Source organism: Rahnella sp. PCH160 (genome assembly GCF_047784855.1).
GTDB lineage: Bacteria > Pseudomonadota > Gammaproteobacteria > Enterobacterales > Enterobacteriaceae > Rahnella.
This window is the reverse complement of record NZ_JBLOGT010000001.1, coordinates 524,890-541,157: the sequence shown is the minus strand read 5'-3', so window position 1 is coordinate 541,157 and position 16,268 is coordinate 524,890. Positions and strand designations below refer to the sequence as shown.

Below are 16,268 nucleotides of genomic sequence, written 5' to 3'. Positions count from 1 at the left end.
TTGGATGAAAGCTGCCACAGGGTAATGCCTGTCGCAGCTTTCCGGCTCAACCTGTTGAATGGGATTGTGTTTACCATGTTGAAGAAGATGATGTTTATCGTGGTTTCAGTCATGTTGCTGGCTTCGTTAACCGGTTGCAACACGGTTCATGGTTTCGGTGAAGACATCCAGCACCTGGGTGGCGCGATTTCCAAAGCAGGCTGATCCCTTCAGCCTTGTTTTACCCACTTTCCTAAAATCCTTCCTGTTTCCCGTCACATCCGGAAAATTAGCTACACTTAGTGTGTCGTACTTTACATTCTCTTATAGGAAGGAATTTTATATGTTGAAGAAAAGTATCCTCGCAATTCTGTCTGTTCTTATCTTGTCTTCTGCGTTAACTGCCTGCAATACCACGCGTGGCGTGGGTGAGGACGTCTCTGCAGGTGGTCAGGCGATTCAGAAAAGCGCTCAGTAACGGGCGTGCGAGTTGAAGTAAGCTGAAGTCTGCCTGCACATTGATGCAGGCAGTGTTGTTTTTGTGGGGCAGAAAATTAAGGCTGTTTCACCCATACCAGTTTGCTGGTATCAAAGCCGTAGCCTTGCGCGGTTTTCAGCAGTTGCTGTTTTACGCCATCCTCCAGCGCGGGTGTCCGCGAGAGGATCCACAGATAGCTTTTATCCGGCCCGCAGACCAGCGCATAGCGGTAATCCTTATCCAGCTCGATGACGTTATAGCCGCCATAGAACGGGCCAAAGAAAGAGACTTTAAGCGCAGCCCGCGACGTTGGGCCGGTGAAATACCCTTTGCCTTCACTTTCCTGCCATTTGTTTTTCTCAGGATTAAAGCCACGGTTAATGACTTTCACGCCGCCATCATCGCGCAGGCTGTAATTGGCCGTTACGCGTTCAAGACCGCTTTCAAAGCTGTGATCCAGCCTGGCCACTTCATACCAGGTTCCCAGATAGCGATTAAGCTCGAAATTACTGACGACTTTGACGTCTTTGGGCGGTGTCACGCTACAGGCGACCGATAAAAGTGCCGTGGCAATTACACCCAGTTTTGACCAGATACGCATAAATGTTCCTTCCTTAGGTAATCCACTAAGTTTAGGTAACAATTGAGGAAAAGAGAAAAGGTAAATGCAGGAGGAAAATCAGCGGCCACAGGAATGACCGCTGAAGAGAGGATCTTCTCAGATCAGAGGCGGATCAACACGATAAGTGTCACCACACTCAAGATCATCGCCAGACCGTAGAACACCCATTTCCCGGCAGGCACGTGGATCTTCAGGTCATGCATAGCGTGGTGGATCCTGTGCAGACCGCACCACAACGGCAGGATGATCATCAGCAGCAGAAACAGGCGGCCAATCCAGCTTTGTGCGAACGCCAGTACGCGCGGATAGCTCAGTGCGTCACCGGGGAAGAACCCGAGCGGCAGCAGGAAGCACACCAGCAGGATCATCACCGGTGCAAAAATTGCACTCCACATACCGCCCGCGCCAAACAGCCCCAGAACACCGGTTCGTCTGAACGTTTAGGAAGAGTATTTTTCATATCGCCTCCTTAAAGAAACAGCGCGATGGCAAGGATCACCAGCGTCACAACGGCTGTCACGCACCAGAAACCAGTAATTATCGGTTCAGGCCCCATTTTCTTGCCTTTCACAATCACGATGGAAGCTTTCGGTGCCAGTTCAAACCAGGTTTTGGTATGAAGCAGGGCCGCAAGCAGTGCGATCAGGTTGATCAACATCACCACCGGGTTTTGCAGGAAGTGAACATATCCCGCCCAGCTTTCCGTACCGTTGCGTAAGGCGAAAATACCGGCCAGCAGCAAAATACTGAACCAGACTGCCGGAACGGATGTGCCCTCGCGCAGCATATAGAAACGATAGAAAGGTGAACGTTGCCACCAGCTTGCGGGCATTTCGCGCACGTAAGGTTTACGTTTGCTGCCCGGGGTCTGAGTTCGAGTCGTCATATTTTCCTCCCTCATTGCGGTCTCAGCCTCGCTATCATGAAGTCTTTCGAGCTTTCGACTTTGCCCTGCTGAATGGCAGCGGCCGGATCGACGTGTTTCGGACAAACTTCAGAACAGTAGCCGACAAACGTACAGCTCCAGACGCCGTTCTGGCCGTTAAGCTGCGGCATACGCTGTGCTTTGCCGTGATCCCGGTTGTCCAGGTTGTAACGGTGCGCCAGCGTAATGGCGGCCGGGCCGATGAATTCGGGATTCAGGCCGAATTGCGGGCAGGCGGCGTAACACAAACCGCAGTTGATACAACCGGAGAACTGATGATATTTCTCCATTTGTGCGGGCGTTTGTTTGCCAGGGCCTTCCGCGAGCGTCCGGGTATTGCCAATGATGTACGGCTTAACGGCCTCAAGGCTTTCGATAAAGTGCGTCATATCGACCACTAAATCGCGCTCGACCGGGAAGTTAGCCAGCGCTTCGATCCGCATCCCTTCGGGATATTCACGCAGGAACGTTTTGCAGGCCAGCTTTGGCACACGGTTAACCATCATGCCGCAGGAGCCACAAATGGCCATACGGCATGACCAGCGGTAGGAAAGATCGGCGGCGAGATAGTCTTTGATATAGCCCAGCGCGTCGAGCAGCGACGTTGTTTCGTCGAAAGGTACGTCATACACCACCGGATGCGGCGCGTTGTCCGTCTCCGGGTTATAGCGCATGATTTCAACCTTCAGGCTTCGCATTTTAGCCACGTGATTGCTCCTTATTTTTTTTATCGTGATTCTCAGCTTCCCCGCCATACATACGTTTTGCCGGTGGCAATGTGGTGATTTTTACATCGCCATATTCAAGACGTGGCGCGGAATCTGGCTGATAAAAGGCCAGCGTATGCTTAAGGAAATTGACGTCATCGCGTTCGGTACAGCCTTCATCCAGACGCTGGTGTGCGCCGCGAGATTCCCGGCGATGCAAGGCGGAATGCGCCATACATTCGGCGACTTCCAGCCCGTGGCCCAGCTCGATGGTATAAAGCAAATCAGTGTTGAAAACGCTGGAGGTATCTTTGATCTTGACGCGTTTGAAGCGCTCTTTCAGCTCAGTGAGCTTGTCGATGGTTTTTTGCATCAGCTCGGTGGTGCGGTAAATCCCGCAGCCTTCTTCCATCGCCAGCCCCATTTCGTCGCGGATGGCCGCCCAGCTTTCATCGCCTTCCTGCTTCATCAGCGCGTTAACGCGGTTTTCGATATCACGAACCTGCGCGTCGAGAGCTTCAGTATTGCCGTAGTCTTTGGCTTGCGCGGCGCGTTCTGCCGCTTTTTCACCGGCCATGCGGCCAAACACCACCAGCTCTGCCAGTGAGTTGGATCCCAGACGGTTTGCGCCGTGCAGGCCAACCGATGAACACTCACCGACGGCAAACAGGCCTTTGATGCGGGTTTCGCACTGCGCGTCCGTTTCGATACCGCCCATGGTGTAGTGCGCGGTAGGGCGTACGGGGATCGGATCGGTGATCGGATCGACGCCGACGTAGGCTTTGGCCAGTTCACAGATAAACGGTAAACGCTCACGCAATTTTTTCTCGCCGAGGTGACGTAAATCCAGATACACCACATCGCCACGCGGGGTGGAAATGGTGCGTCCGGCGCGCCATTCGTGCCAGAACGCCTGCGACACTTTGTCGCGCGGGCCGAGTTCCATGTACTTGTTTTTCGGTTCGCCAAGCGGGGTTTCCGGCCCCATGCCGTAATCCTGCAAATAACGGTAACCGTCTTTATTGACCAGAATACCGCCTTCACCACGGCAACCTTCAGTCATCAGAATACCGGAGCCGGGCAGGCCGGTCGGGTGATATTGCACGAACTCCATATCACGCAGCGGAATGCCATGACGGAACGCCATGCCCATGCCGTCGCCGGTGACAATCCCGCCGTTGGTGTTGTAACGGTAAACACGGCCCGCGCCGCCGGTCGCCATCACCACGGCGTTCGCCCGGATTTGTACGCGGGTGCCTTCCATCATATTGATGGCGACGACGCCGCGAACCTGGCCGTCATCGACCAGAATATCGAGAACGAAATGCTCGTCGAATCGTTTGATTTGCGGGTATTTCAGCGAGGTCTGGAACAGGGTATGCAGCATATGGAAGCCGGTTTTATCTGCGGCAAACCAGGTGCGTTCGATCTTCATCCCGCCAAAACGACGGACGTTGACTGAACCATCCTCTTTACGGCTCCACGGACAACCCCACAGCTCAAGCTGTGCCATTTCAGTCGGGCATTGATGAACGAAATGGTCCACTACGTCCTGCTCACACAGCCAGTCGCCCCCGGAAACGGTATCCTGGAAGTGAAAATCAAAGCTGTCGTGATCTTGCGTCACTGCGGCAGACCCGCCTTCGGCGGCCACCGTGTGACTGCGCATAGGGTACACTTTCGAAATCAACGCGATATTCAGGTTGGGATTGGCTTCCGCTGCGGCTATTGCTGCGCGTAAACCCGCCCCACCTGCACCTATAATTGCAATGTCGGCGTTAAAGGTTTGCACTGCATTCCTCCACTATCATCAATGAGATCGGGTTTGAAACACCCGCGAAAAAGGTTTTTGAATCTGAGGCTTAACCACCGCTGATGACAGTCAGGCGCTGTCTCAGTGGCTAATATTCTTATTATTTGTAAGGGAATTATTATACCTAATGAGGAGTAGTGGTAATTTGATGTGAATGCAGGTTTAGGCTTTCTCTGTATTTTGCTTCGCAAAATGAGATATTTGTTTGCCCTGAGGGTTGCAGGTAGACTGCATGACTTTTCTGAATTTGGAGTAAATCACCATGAGCGAAACGGCAAGCTGGCAACCCAGTGCTCCTGTCGCCAATTTGTTGAAGCGTGCGGCTATTCTCGCTGAGATTCGACGTTTCTTTGCCGATCGCGGCGTGCTGGAAGTGGAAACGCCGGCGATGAGCCAGGCCACGGTGACCGACATCCATCTGGTACCTTTTGAAACGCGTTTTGTCGGGCCAGGTGCGGCTGACGGCATGACGTTGTATCTGATGACCAGCCCGGAATATCACATGAAACGCCTGCTGGCGGCGGGCAGCGGGCCGATTTATCAGATGGGCCGCAGTTTCCGTAATGAAGAAGCGGGTATTCATCACAATCCTGAATTCACCATGCTGGAATGGTATCGTCCACGTTATGACATGTACCGTCTGATGAATGAAGTGGACGATTTACTGCAACAGGTGCTCGATTGCGATACGGCAGAAACCCTGTCTTATCAGCAGGCGTTTACGCGCCATCTGGGCGTAGATCCGTTATCTGCGGATAAAACCGAATTGCGTGAAGTTGCCGCGAAGCTGGATTTATCGAACATTGCCGATACCGAAGAAGACCGCGACACCTTATTGCAGTTGCTGTTTACGATGGGCGTTGAGCCGCACATTGGCCGCGACAAGCCGACTTTCGTGTATCACTTCCCGGCGACGCAGGCGTCTCTGGCCGAAATCAGCACTGAAGATCACCGCGTTGCTGAGCGTTTTGAGGTGTATTACAAAGGCATCGAACTGGCAAACGGTTTCCGTGAGCTGACCGATGGTCGCGAACAGCGCCAGCGTTTCGAACAGGATAACCGCAAACGTGCTGCACGCGGTTTAACTCAGCATCCTATCGATAACAATTTGCTGGATGCCTTAGAGCACGGTATGCCGGAGTGCTCCGGTGTAGCGCTGGGCGTTGATCGTCTGATTATGATTGCGCTGCGCGCAACCAGTCTGAGCCAGGTGCTGGCCTTCCCGGTCACTCGCGCCTGATTTCTGCCCCGTCGGTCAGGGTTTTCTTTCTCTTCCTCCCGCCGGAGGGGTTAAAAGTCACTGATTACCGATTTGGGGCAGAGAAAATCTGCCCCGATTCTTTTAATAAAAAGCCGTTGTTACAAATCACCCGGCGAACGCGAACTGTTACCGCTGCGGCCACTGCCGCTGCTGCTGGTAAACGTCGCATTACTGCCATTCTGCGCCCGGTGCAGCGTTTCCATACGCACCTGGAACGGCGGGAACGGCAGCGTAATGCCGTGCTCGCGGAATCCGGCCAGAATCAGCTGATGGATTTCGTGGCGAAGCGGCATACGGTGCGCCATTTCAGCGGCATGCATACGCAGCTCGAAGATCTGAATCCCCTGTTGTAAATCCACCAGATACGCTTCCGGCGCAGGCATATCCAGCACCAGCGAACAGCGGTGCGCGGCGTTAAGCAGGATTTGCGTCACTTCTTCACTGTTGGCTTCCGATGGCGCCGGAACCGTCAGCACAACACGCGTGACCGAATCGGAAAGCGACCAGTTAATAAACTGCTCGGTGATAAAGGCTTTGTTCGGAACAATAATTTCTTTGCGGTCCCAGTCGGCAATCGTCGTGGCGCGCGTATTGATTTTCGTGATGCTGCCGGTCAGGTTGCGGATGGTGACGGTATCACCGATACGGATCGGTTTTTCGAACAAAATGATCAGGCCGGAAATAAAGTTGGCGAATATTTCCTGCAACCCAAAGCCCAGTCCGACGCCCAGTGCGGCGACCAGCCATTGCAGTTTTGCCCATTCGATCCCGATAAGCGAAAAGCCCACCAGCCCGCCAATCAGCAGCAAAACGTATTTGGTGATGGTCAGCACGGCGTAACCGGTGCCCGGCGTCAGATCCAGATGCTGCAGTAGCGCCAGTTCCAGCAGGGCCGGCAAATTGCGTACCAGCTGCGTGGTAATGATCAGCACCAGAATGGCGATCAACACCGATCCCAGCGTGATCGGCTGCATACTTTCCACGCCCTGAACGGTCGAGGAAACCTGCCACAGATGAATATTTTCCAGGAAGGAAAATGCCGAATGGATTTCCGACCAGAGGAAGATCACCGAGATCAGCGCGATCAACGTCAGCAGGGATCGTACCAGCCGCAATGACTGCGCGGAGATCGCATCCAGATCGACCACCGGCTCTTCGATTTCCACCGTGCCTTCGTTACTGCTGCTGGTGTGATGTCCGTCTTCTTCGCCGCGTGCGCGCTGGTTCAGCATTTCAGCACGGCGCTGTTTAGCACGTTCGAAGGCGATACGGCGGCGCTGAATTAACATCCAGCGGCGGATAATGTGGTAAATCACCAGCAGTACAAACCAGATAGCGACCGAGGTTTCCAGACGCGCCAGCAGCGCCTGTGATGTGGCGAGGAAGCCCATCAGCGAAGCCAGTGCAGCCACGAGCGGTGCGCCCAGCAGCATCCACCACAGCGTGTTATTGAGGACGTTCTCGCTGTTGCCGTGTTTATCGTGGTAAAGCGGAATGCCCGCGCGTTTCAGGCTGTGTGTGACCAGCGCGACCACCAGACAGAGAATGACGAAACACAGGCGGCCAAGCGTATTGGAGAATTCGCGGTCATTCAGATTATCGAAAGTAATCAGCGCCATAATCAGCGGCACCATCACCCAGATGGACAGGGCGTAATAGCGCAACGCCCGCGAGACGGCACGCTGCGGCCACCCAAAGTGCGCCACAAACAGCCCCTGAGGATTAGCCAGCGCGGCGCTGACCATAAACGCCCAGAGAATTGGCAGCGTTGCGGTTACACCATCGCCTATGGCGACGGCAATCGGATAAGGCCATGCACTTTGCAGCCCGAAACCCAGCGCCGCCCAAAGCACCGGCAACGGCATGGCCACCAGAATTGACCAGAAAACCGTGCGCATCGTCAGTGAAAAATGGTCTTGTGTGACTTTGCCGACCTTGCTGCTGGCACGCGCCAGAAAGGCGTAATAGTGTTTGCGGGAACTGATGCTGATAATCACCAGAATCAGTGCACCAAACAGCGGTAACAACGTTTCTTTGCTGGTGACCATCATCATGGATGCGCCGCCCAGTTGGCTCAGTGAATCGAGCGACACCAGACGTTTCAGATCATGCGCGACCTGCACCGGATAGGAGAAACCAATCGGGCTGACGTCGGCGACCCAGAACAGATAGCGGTGCGCGGCGTCATGCACGTCATTCAGCGCTTCCACCAACTGGCTGTTGGCGACTTTCAGTTTGGTCAGTTCAAGAATTTGCGTATCGCAGCCGGAGAGCAGCGAATTGAGTAAATCACGCTGAGTCCGCAACTGAGCATCCAGAATTTTCTGCTGCGCTGCCGTCAGCGGTTGGCCGTCGTCCTGACGCCCCTGACGGTAAATCGCCTGCTTATCGAGTAAATCTTCATAGTGCAGACGCTGGACGCGTAACTGCGCCATATCGCGGTCAAGCTGTTGCGGTTTCGGCATGTCGGGCAGACGTGCAACCTGCGCCCTGAGCGTTTCGCCCAGCAGATTTGATGCACCCAGCCACTGCGCCTGTTCGCGGATTGTGTTGATCGCCTGACGAACCTGCTGTGTCTGCGCGGCGGCCTGACGCTGCTGCGAGGAAATCAGATCCATGCGCTGCGCCTGCTGATTCAGGGCCAGCGATAACTCACGGTTCGACTGCAACTGCTGGCTGATGGAATGCGGAAGTTCACCACTTTGCTCGGCTAACAGCTCGGTTTTTTCCAGTGCCTGTTCCGCTTCACGCTGGCGCTGGTTATTGAGCATGTTGCGTAAAGCCTGCAACTGCTGATCCAGAAAATCGGCGCGCTTTTTGTAGAGATCGGCACGAAGTCGTGAAAGTTCCTGCCGGTTATTGGCAGAAAGCTGCGCCAGCTCCAGTTCATCGACCTTGGCTTTGCGCGCCGCCGATTCTGCCTGAAGCGCACTGAGCTGCGCCTGCGCCAGCGGGGAAGATGCCGCCGCTGCCATGGCCGCCTGCATGCGCTGCTCAATATCGCTGAGCGCATTCCGGGCTTCGGTTTGTTGTTGGGGGATCTGGCTGACCGAATCGCTGATATCGCGGAAGCGATCTTGTTCCTGACGCAGCTGGCGGGTTTCTTCCAGTTGTTGGCTGCTGACCTGCAAAATCTGCTGCTCAAGCTGCGCGGCCGGAATACTGTCATCAACGGCTGGCGGCTTCTCAGGCTGGTTTTGCAGCTCAAGGCGCAATGCCTGCGTAAGTTTTGGAAAATCATCAATGACCGTCTGGTATTGCGCTGTGCGCCCGGCCGACACATTCATCTCATTCAGCCAGTTGAGCGCACTTTGCAACGCCTCAACCACCTGCGTCTGATTGGCCATTTCTTTATTGGCTTCCGCCTGTTTCAGCTCTTGCTTAAGCTGATCTTCGGTCGGGGTTGCTGTCGCCGCCAGAGGCAGGGCCAGCAAGAAACTCATCAGCAGGGCGGGGATCAGGCGCACTTGGTCACATCCTTTTCTTTATGTCAGTTCAGTCTGAACTCAATAGTCTTTGGGTGCTTGTGGTTCAGATGTGGCCACACCTGCCGGCGTTTCTTTGATGACGGGTGCTTCTGGAGTGACAAGTGCTTCTGGTACCGCAGGTTCTGCCGCTGCAGTTGCCGGTGTGCGCAGCGCTTCGGCGAACGGTTCGCCCATACGGGTGACGGTGCCGTTGCTCAGTTGTGGCATGAAGCGGATCTGGTTTGCAGCAAACAGGTTGATCACGGTTGAGCCCAGTTTGAAACGTCCCATTTCCTGGCCTTTTTCCAGCGCAATCGCGCCTTCTTCGCCAGCGGCCGGGTACGTCCAGCGTTTGATGATTCCTTCGCGTGGCGGCGTGACGCAGCCTGCCCACACGGTTTCGATGCTGCCGACGATGGTCGCGCCGACCAGAATCTGTACCATCGGGCCAAATTCAGTATCAAATACGCAGATGACGCGCTCGTTACGGGCAAACAGGTTCGGGACGTTGGCCGCCGTCAGCGGATTCACGGAAAACAAATCGCCGGGGACATAAATCATTTCGCGCAGCATACCGCCGCACGGCATATGCACGCGGTGGTAGTCGCGTGGTGCCAGATAAATCGTGGCGAACTGGCCTTCTTTGAATTTTTCAGCCAGCAGATAATTCCCGGCCAGCAACGCTTCGAGGCTATAGAAATGGCCTTTTGCCTGGAACAGTTTGCCGTCGGTAATCGCGCCTAACTGGCTGACAGCGCCATCGGCGGGCAGGCAAAGCATGTCCAGACCACTGACCACCGGACGCGCGCCATCACGCAGAGGGCGGACGAAGAATTCATTGAAGGTCGCGTATGACTTGAGATCCGGGTTCTGCGCTTCTCTCATGTCCACGCTGTAAAAACGGGCGAAAGCTTTGATGACCCAATGCGTCAGCGTGGCCGCGCGCTTATCTGCGCCCCAGCCTGCCAGACGGGTTAATCCTTGTTTAGGAAGTAAATATTGGAGTTTGATTTTGATACTGTCCAGCACGGGGAAACCTCTTGGATGGTATGAATGACCGGTTTGAACCGGCCATTTTGCAGGAGGCCGTCTTTATGACGGCCCCACAGTGTTTTTAGGCGGGGGATTGTAACGGGGTGAAATCATCGGTTCAACTTCCGTTAACTTCACCCGTTTGTCCTTAACCTTTTAGCTCAATGGCTTAACATTAAAGCGCGTCGAAGTTTTTACGCGTTTTTACGTCTTCCATACTTTCCAGAATGCGGTGGTAGTTGTCGAAACGCTCTTCGGCGATTTCACCACGGTTTACGGCATCGCGGATTGCACAGCCCGGATCGCTGCCGTGTTTGCAGTCACGGAATTTGCAATAGCCGAGGAAAGGACGGAATTCGACAAAGCCTTGTGTGATTTGCTCTGGCGCGAGATGCCACAGGCCAAATTCACGCACCCCAGGGGAATCGATAACATCGCCGCCGTGCTGGAAGTGATAAAGACGCGCCGCTGTGGTGGTGTGCTGGCCCAGACCTGAGTTGTCTGAGACTTGGTTCACCACGATCTGTTTTTCATCCGGTGGCAGCAGGGCATTCAGCAGGCTGGATTTCCCTACGCCAGACTGGCCGGCAAATATACTGATGCGGTCCGTCAGCGCTGTTTCAAACGCCGGCATGCCTTCGCCGGTCTGGCTCGAAACTTCAAGCACGCGGTAATTAATCTTGCGGTAGATGTCCATCATGCCTTCGACGAATTTACGGCCTTCGTCGTCGAGCAGGTCAATTTTGTTGAGCACAATCAGCGGCTCAACTTCGACGGTTTCGCAGGCCACCAGATAGCGGTCGATAATGTTCAGGGACAGCTCCGGCAGGATGGCGGAAACAATCACGATCTGGTCGATATTGGCGGCGATAGGTTTCACGCCGTCGTAGAAATCAGGACGCGTCAGGACGGACGTGCGTTCATGTACCGCCTCAACGATACCTTTAACGCTTTCGTTTTCGCCTTTGCGCCAGACGACGCGGTCACCGGTGACCAGTGAACGGATGGTACGGCGGATGTTGCAACGGTGCTGGCTGCCGTCGGCCGCTTCAACGTCCGCATGCATCCCGAAACGGCTGATGACGACGCCGTCTTGCGGTTCGCCGTGCAGAGAATCGTCCAGCTCTTTCCGTTTGTCGGTCTGTGTCAGACGACGCTGGTGGTTAGTCTGAACGCGACGTTGTTGCCCTTTAGACAGTTTTGACTTAGTCACTGCGCCTCACTTGACTGGCTTTAATCGCTCGGTGCGACCAAAACGTCTATGATACCAGCTATATCTCTTTCATTGTAATAGGACACATCATGGCTGCAAATGACTCGAATTTGATTTGGATCGACCTGGAGATGACCGGTCTGGATCCTGAGCGCGATCGCATTATTGAGATTGCGACGCTGGTGACTGACGCGCACCTGAATATTCTGGCGGAAGGTCCGGTCATGGCCGTTCATCAGTCTGACGCGCAACTGGCGCTGATGGACGACTGGAATGTCCGCACGCATACCGGCAGTGGTCTGGTTGATCGTGTGAAAGCCAGCCCGTTTGACGATAATGCTGCGCAGCAAAAAACGATTGAGTTCCTGCGCGAGTGGGTGCCGGAAGGCAAATCGCCAATCTGCGGCAACAGCGTCGGACAGGATCGCCGTTTCCTGTTTAAATACATGCCGGAGCTCGAGACGTACTTCCATTACCGTTATCTGGATGTCAGCACCCTGAAAGAACTGGCGCGTCGCTGGAAGCCGGAAGTGCTGAGCGGATTCAAGAAACAAAATACCCATCAGGCGCTGGACGATATTCGTGAATCCGTCGCCGAACTGGCGTATTACCGCGAGCATTTTATTAATCTCTAATCTCCCTCATCCTTCAAGTTGCAGATGCGTTGGCTGCACTCCCTCACCCGAATCACTGACCGATGTCAGCTCATCGGGATTCGAGAATTTGCCGCCTTCCTGCAACTCGAATGATTTAGGCGATTTATTTAAAAAATCTTTATAAAAGCGCGCGGAACACGAAATCACCGTGTTTCGCTGCTTAAATCGCCGCTTTGCTGTTTTAATCGGCACTTGAACAAAAAAATCATTTTTTTGCTTTCAGGGGCTTGCGGCTAAAAGGATTTCTCGTATAATGCGCACCCCGTACCGATGAAGAATTTCGTTGAGTGCGCAGAGCGGGAATAGCTCAGTTGGTAGAGCACGACCTTGCCAAGGTCGGGGTCGCGAGTTCGAGTCTCGTTTCCCGCTCCAAATTTTTAAGTGTTTGTTTTAAGTGTTTTAGATTTACAATGTAAAACATGCAGTACCATGCGACGCGGGAATAGCTCAGTTGGTAGAGCACGACCTTGCCAAGGTCGGGGTCGCGAGTTCGAGTCTCGTTTCCCGCTCCAAAATTTCAAAGGCTGTAAATTTACAGCGGATGCAATCAGCATCTCAATGCGGGAATAGCTCAGTTGGTAGAGCACGACCTTGCCAAGGTCGGGGTCGCGAGTTCGAGTCTCGTTTCCCGCTCCAATTTTCTTCTTCGGTTTACTTTCATATCTCAGCAGCGTTTTCATGCATATTTCGTGCGTGATTCAAACGATCATTACACGATTTGTAGTAATTTCTTAAACAGACTTATCCACAGGTTTAGCTGTTTTTTTAGACTGCACGTTTTTTGACCTCTCCATATTGCCAATTTATAATTATCTGATTTTATTATAAATAAATTAATAACAAAACGTTATGACGATCACTTGCTCTTTTTTTTGCAATTGATTGGCAAAGCATTTTTATTTTTATGCACAGAAAATATCGCATTTCTAATAATGTGCTTTGGGATGGGTTATGCGTCTCTCGGCAGACCTTTTTCAACAGCGCGAATCAGCCGTTTCTGCTGCGAAGTTTGCACTTCAATACGATGTTCATTTCTTCTTTCGGTTTGTTGCCGGATTGCCCATTCAATATGTTCATCCAGCAGCGGATGTTCGCCTGCACGCGAATTCAGCGCGTCCAGCACCTCTTGCGACCAGGGCGCATTGCCCAGCGCCACCGAAATATTCCGCAACCAGCGCAGATGGCCGATGCGGCGTATTGGCGAACCTTCGGTGATGCGCAGAAACTTCTCTTCCGTCCAGCCAAACAACGCGATCAGCTCCGGTGAATGTAACGCGGCGCGCGGGCTGAAATCCTCTTCATCCGTCAGTTGCGAATAACGGTTCCACGGGCAAATCAGCTGGCAATCGTCACAGCCATAAATGCGGTTACCCATCATTGGCCGGAATTCTTCCGGTATCGCGCCTTCCAGTTCAATCGTCAGGTAAGAAATGCAGCGACGCGCATCAACGGTATAGGGTGCGACAATCGCGCCGGTCGGGCAGGTGGTGATGCAGGCCACGCATTTGCCGCATTTTTCTTCCTGTGGCTGATCGACCGGCAACGGCAGATCAATCAACAGTTCGCCAAGAAAGAACCAGGAACCGGATTCACGGTTAAGAATAAGTGAGTGTTTACCAACCCAGCCAAGTCCGGCTTTCGCTGCCAGAGGGCGTTCCATAACCGGAGCCGAATCGACAAATGGCCGGAACGTGACGTTTTGGTCGGGCTGCTGTTCGGTGCAATACGCCTGAATCATATCGCCGAGCTTTTTCAGCCGCTGACGCAACACTTTGTGATAGTCGCGCCCGAGCGCATACCGGCTGACATACCCGAGCTGTGGATTATTCAGGGTTTTGGCAAAGGCGGCTTTGGCGGGCAGGTAGTTCATGCGAACGCTGATCACCCGCAATGTGCCGGGCAAAAGCTCGTGAGGGCGTGCGCGTAACATGCCGTGGCGCGCCATCCATTCCATCTCGCCATGATATTGTTTATCAAGCCAGTCCTGGAGTCTGGGCTCTTCAGCAGATAAGTCTGTATCGCAGATACCGACCTGCTGGAAGCCTAGCGATTGGCCCCATTGCTTGATATGTTGAGCCAGTTGAACGAGATCGAGAGGGAGTGTCATGACGAACCAACGTGAAAAACGAAACGAGGCGAGTTTACCACATTCCGTGTTTTCTGCAGACTGGCTGCGACAAGCTGAGCGTCAGGCGGCGCAGGAAACAGGGGTTTCTCTGTTTACCCTGATGCAGCGCGCGGCCAAAGCGGCTTTTCTGCTGGCCCAACGTCAGTTTCCTGACGCGCGTCACTGGCTGATATTTTGCGGGCACGGCAATAACGGCGGCGATGGTTATGAAGTTGCCCGACTGGCGAAACTGGCCGGGATCCGTGTGACATTGCTGGCGGTCTGCAGCGACAAACCGCTGCCCGATGAAGCGGAGTCCGCGTGTCTGGGCTGGCAGAAAGCGGGCGGAGAAATCGGCGCGGCTGATGCGGCATGGCCGCAGGATGCTGATCTTATTATCGATGGTTTGCTGGGCACTGGCCTGACGTCCGCGCCGCGCGCGCCTTACGACGCATTGATCGGCAAAATTAACGCAACGCCGGTGCCTGTTCTCTCTTTAGATATTCCCTCCGGTCTGGATGCTCAAACCGGGCAGGCTGCCGGACTGGCGGTTCATGCCACGCACACGCTCACCTTTATTGCCCTGAAACCCGGTCTGCTGACCGGGCAGGCTCGTGATTATGTCGGGAAATTGCATTGTGATCCGCTCGGGCTGCAAAGCTGGCTGGGCGGGCATCTGCCGCATCTGCAACGGCTGGACGCCACACAGCTCGCGCAATGGCTGCATCCGCGCCGCCCTTGTTCGCACAAAGGCGATCACGGGCGTTTGCTGGTGGTTGGCGGCGATACGGGTTTTGCCGGGGCGATCCGTATGGCGTCGGAAGCCGCGTTGCGCAGCGGTGCTGGGTTGGTGCGAGTGCTCACTCACATTGAGAATGCCGGGCCATTGCTCACGGCAAGACCTGAGCTGATGGTGCAGGCACTCACGGCGGAAGCCCTGGAAGAAGGGCTGAAATGGGCGGACGTTCTGGTCATCGGTCCGGGACTCGGACAACGTGACTGGGGCAAACAGGCCGTAGAACAGGCTGAAAAATCCGATAAACCGGCGTTATGGGACGCGGATGCGCTTAACCTGCTGGCAATCAATCCCGGGAAACGGCAAAATCGCGTACTGACACCGCACCCCGGCGAAGCCGCCCGTTTACTCGGCTGCAGTGTGAGGGACATTGAGAGTGATCGCTTACTTTCAGCCAGGAAACTCACTGAACGCTACGGCGGTGTGGTCGTCCTCAAAGGCGCAGGCACGCTGATTGCCAGTGAATGCGGCGAGCTCGCTGTTGCCGACGTCGGTAATGCCGGAATGGCATCGGGCGGCATGGGCGACGTACTTTCTGGTATTATCGGCGGATTACTGGCTCAAAAACTTGATGTATATGATGCGGCCTGCGCGGGCACAGTGGTTCATGGCGCAGCTGCGGACGAAATCGCCCACCGGCAGGGAACGCGCGGTATGCTGGCGACCGATCTTTTAGCGGTGATTCCCCCGTTAGTTAATCCAGACCTGAAGAAATAGATATCTGAATGAATCAACTTAATATCTCTTTACCCGACGAAGCAGCGACGCTGCAATTAGGTGCTTCACTGGCGAAAGCCTGTGAAGGCTCTGCGGTTATCCATCTTTATGGTGATCTGGGTGCCGGTAAAACCACCTTTAGCCGGGGTTTTCTTCAGGCATTAGGGCATCAGGGCAATGTAAAAAGCCCGACTTATACGCTGGTTGAACCCTATCAGCTGGGTAATATTGCTGTGTATCATTTTGATTTATATCGCCTTGCCGATCCTGAAGAACTGGAATTTATGGGGATCCGCGATTATTTTGCGCAGGATTCCATTTGTCTGGTGGAATGGCCGCAAAAAGGCGCAGGGTTTTTACCCGAACCGGATATTGAACTGACACTGGATTATGCCTCGCAGGCGCAGCCTCTGGCGCGCACGGCGAAGCTGATCGCAGTGTCTGAAGCCGGAATTCAGTTGTTGCATCGTGTTCAACAGCAAGGATGACTGCGCG

At 54.2% G+C, this 16,268-nt stretch carries 14 protein-coding genes, 3 tRNA genes and 1 pseudogene; 9 read left to right on the top strand and 9 right to left on the bottom strand.

From position 1 onward, the window contains the following. Positions 1–75: 75 nt before the first annotated feature. Positions 76–204, top strand: a complete 129-nt coding sequence (locus tag ACM5QY_RS02445; RefSeq protein WP_416119086.1) for an entericidin A/B family lipoprotein — start codon at positions 76–78, stop codon at positions 202–204. A 118-nt stretch (positions 205–322) separates the two neighbouring features. Next, a complete protein-coding gene (locus ACM5QY_RS02440; protein ID WP_416119085.1) occupies positions 323–457 on the top strand; it encodes an entericidin A/B family lipoprotein in 135 nt (44 codons plus the stop codon). A 76-nt stretch (positions 458–533) separates the two neighbouring features. On the opposite strand, the gene blc is transcribed toward ACM5QY_RS02440, so the two are convergent. From blc to frdA, 5 genes and pseudogenes are all read right to left on the bottom strand, one after another. Then, the gene (gene blc / locus ACM5QY_RS02435) at positions 534–1,058 is read right to left on the bottom strand and encodes an outer membrane lipoprotein Blc (protein WP_416119084.1); all 525 of its coding nucleotides are present in this window, start codon (positions 1,056–1,058) and stop codon (positions 534–536) included. A gap of 122 nt (positions 1,059–1,180) precedes the next feature. After that, positions 1,181–1,539: pseudogene (gene frdD / locus ACM5QY_RS02430) on the bottom strand (fumarate reductase subunit FrdD). 9 nt (positions 1,540–1,548) lie between these two features. Beyond that, a complete protein-coding gene (frdC, locus tag ACM5QY_RS02425; RefSeq protein ID WP_416119083.1) occupies positions 1,549–1,965 on the bottom strand; it encodes a fumarate reductase subunit FrdC in 417 nt (138 codons plus the stop codon). Positions 1,966–1,976: 11 nt separating this feature from the next. After that, complete coding sequence (locus tag ACM5QY_RS02420; RefSeq protein ID WP_416119082.1) at positions 1,977–2,711, bottom strand: succinate dehydrogenase/fumarate reductase iron-sulfur subunit; 735 nt, start codon at positions 2,709–2,711, stop codon at positions 1,977–1,979. Further along, entirely contained in the window at positions 2,704–4,503 is a 1,800-nt protein-coding gene (gene frdA / locus ACM5QY_RS02415) for a fumarate reductase (quinol) flavoprotein subunit (RefSeq protein ID WP_416119081.1), read from the bottom strand. Before frdA ends, ACM5QY_RS02420 begins: the two co-directional genes overlap by 8 nt. A 283-nt stretch (positions 4,504–4,786) precedes the next feature. Here frdA and epmA point away from each other — a divergent pair, with 283 nt between their 5' ends. Then, positions 4,787–5,764, top strand: coding sequence for an elongation factor P--(R)-beta-lysine ligase (gene epmA / locus ACM5QY_RS02410; protein WP_416119080.1), 978 nt, complete (start codon positions 4,787–4,789; stop codon positions 5,762–5,764). Positions 5,765–5,883: 119 nt separating this feature from the next. Here the strand turns inward: epmA and mscM are convergent, their stop codons facing one another. From mscM to rsgA, 3 genes are all read right to left on the bottom strand, one after another. Next, entirely contained in the window at positions 5,884–9,252 is a 3,369-nt protein-coding gene (gene mscM / locus ACM5QY_RS02405; protein ID WP_416119079.1) for a miniconductance mechanosensitive channel MscM, read from the bottom strand. A gap of 39 nt (positions 9,253–9,291) precedes the next feature. Continuing rightward, complete coding sequence (asd, locus tag ACM5QY_RS02400; RefSeq protein WP_416119078.1) at positions 9,292–10,281, bottom strand: archaetidylserine decarboxylase; 990 nt, start codon at positions 10,279–10,281, stop codon at positions 9,292–9,294. Between the two features lie 178 nt (positions 10,282–10,459). After that, on the bottom strand, positions 10,460–11,497 hold the full coding sequence (gene rsgA / locus ACM5QY_RS02395; protein WP_416119077.1) for a small ribosomal subunit biogenesis GTPase RsgA: 1,038 nt from the start codon (positions 11,495–11,497) through the stop codon (positions 10,460–10,462). A gap of 89 nt (positions 11,498–11,586) precedes the next feature. On the opposite strand from rsgA, the gene orn reads away from it, so the two are divergent. The 4 genes from orn (at position 11,587) to ACM5QY_RS02375 (ending at position 12,789) form a co-directional block, all read left to right on the top strand. Next, a complete protein-coding gene (orn, locus tag ACM5QY_RS02390; RefSeq protein WP_416119076.1) occupies positions 11,587–12,132 on the top strand; it encodes an oligoribonuclease in 546 nt (181 codons plus the stop codon). Between the two features lie 317 nt (positions 12,133–12,449). After that, positions 12,450–12,525: transfer RNA gene (locus ACM5QY_RS02385), tRNA-Gly, on the top strand. Positions 12,526–12,589: 64 nt separating this feature from the next. Continuing rightward, a tRNA-Gly gene (locus ACM5QY_RS02380) sits at positions 12,590–12,665 on the top strand. A gap of 48 nt (positions 12,666–12,713) precedes the next feature. Beyond that, positions 12,714–12,789: transfer RNA gene (locus tag ACM5QY_RS02375), tRNA-Gly, on the top strand. Between the two features lie 313 nt (positions 12,790–13,102). On the opposite strand, the gene queG is transcribed toward ACM5QY_RS02375, so the two are convergent. Then, a complete protein-coding gene (queG, locus tag ACM5QY_RS02370; protein WP_416119075.1) occupies positions 13,103–14,260 on the bottom strand; it encodes a tRNA epoxyqueuosine(34) reductase QueG in 1,158 nt (385 codons plus the stop codon). Here queG and nnr point away from each other — a divergent pair. Further along, entirely contained in the window at positions 14,259–15,773 is a 1,515-nt protein-coding gene (gene nnr, locus ACM5QY_RS02365) for a bifunctional ADP-dependent NAD(P)H-hydrate dehydratase/NAD(P)H-hydrate epimerase (protein ID WP_416119074.1), read from the top strand. The two genes, queG and nnr, sit on opposite strands and share 2 nt — an antisense overlap. A gap of 8 nt (positions 15,774–15,781) precedes the next feature. Continuing rightward, positions 15,782–16,261, top strand: a complete 480-nt coding sequence (gene tsaE / locus ACM5QY_RS02360; protein WP_416119073.1) for a tRNA (adenosine(37)-N6)-threonylcarbamoyltransferase complex ATPase subunit type 1 TsaE — start codon at positions 15,782–15,784, stop codon at positions 16,259–16,261. Positions 16,262–16,268: the final 7 nt, after the last annotated feature.

Excerpts from the sequence above, each read along its gene's own strand:
- ACM5QY_RS02445 (WP_416119086.1), top strand. The coding sequence starts at position 76 with ATGTTGAAGAAGATGATGTTTATCGTGGTTTCAGTCATGTTGCTGGCT.
- ACM5QY_RS02440 (WP_416119085.1), top strand. The coding sequence starts at position 323 with ATGTTGAAGAAAAGTATCCTCGCAATTCTGTCTGTTCTTATCTTGTCT.
- blc (WP_416119084.1), bottom strand. The coding sequence starts at position 1,058 with ATGCGTATCTGGTCAAAACTGGGTGTAATTGCCACGGCACTTTTATCG.
- frdC (WP_416119083.1), bottom strand. The coding sequence starts at position 1,965 with ATGACGACTCGAACTCAGACCCCGGGCAGCAAACGTAAACCTTACGTG.
- epmA (WP_416119080.1), top strand. The coding sequence starts at position 4,787 with ATGAGCGAAACGGCAAGCTGGCAACCCAGTGCTCCTGTCGCCAATTTG.
- orn (WP_416119076.1), top strand. The coding sequence starts at position 11,587 with ATGGCTGCAAATGACTCGAATTTGATTTGGATCGACCTGGAGATGACC.
- nnr (WP_416119074.1), top strand. The coding sequence starts at position 14,259 with ATGACGAACCAACGTGAAAAACGAAACGAGGCGAGTTTACCACATTCC.
- queG (WP_416119075.1), bottom strand. The coding sequence starts at position 14,260 with ATGACACTCCCTCTCGATCTCGTTCAACTGGCTCAACATATCAAGCAA.
- tsaE (WP_416119073.1), top strand. The coding sequence starts at position 15,782 with ATGAATCAACTTAATATCTCTTTACCCGACGAAGCAGCGACGCTGCAA.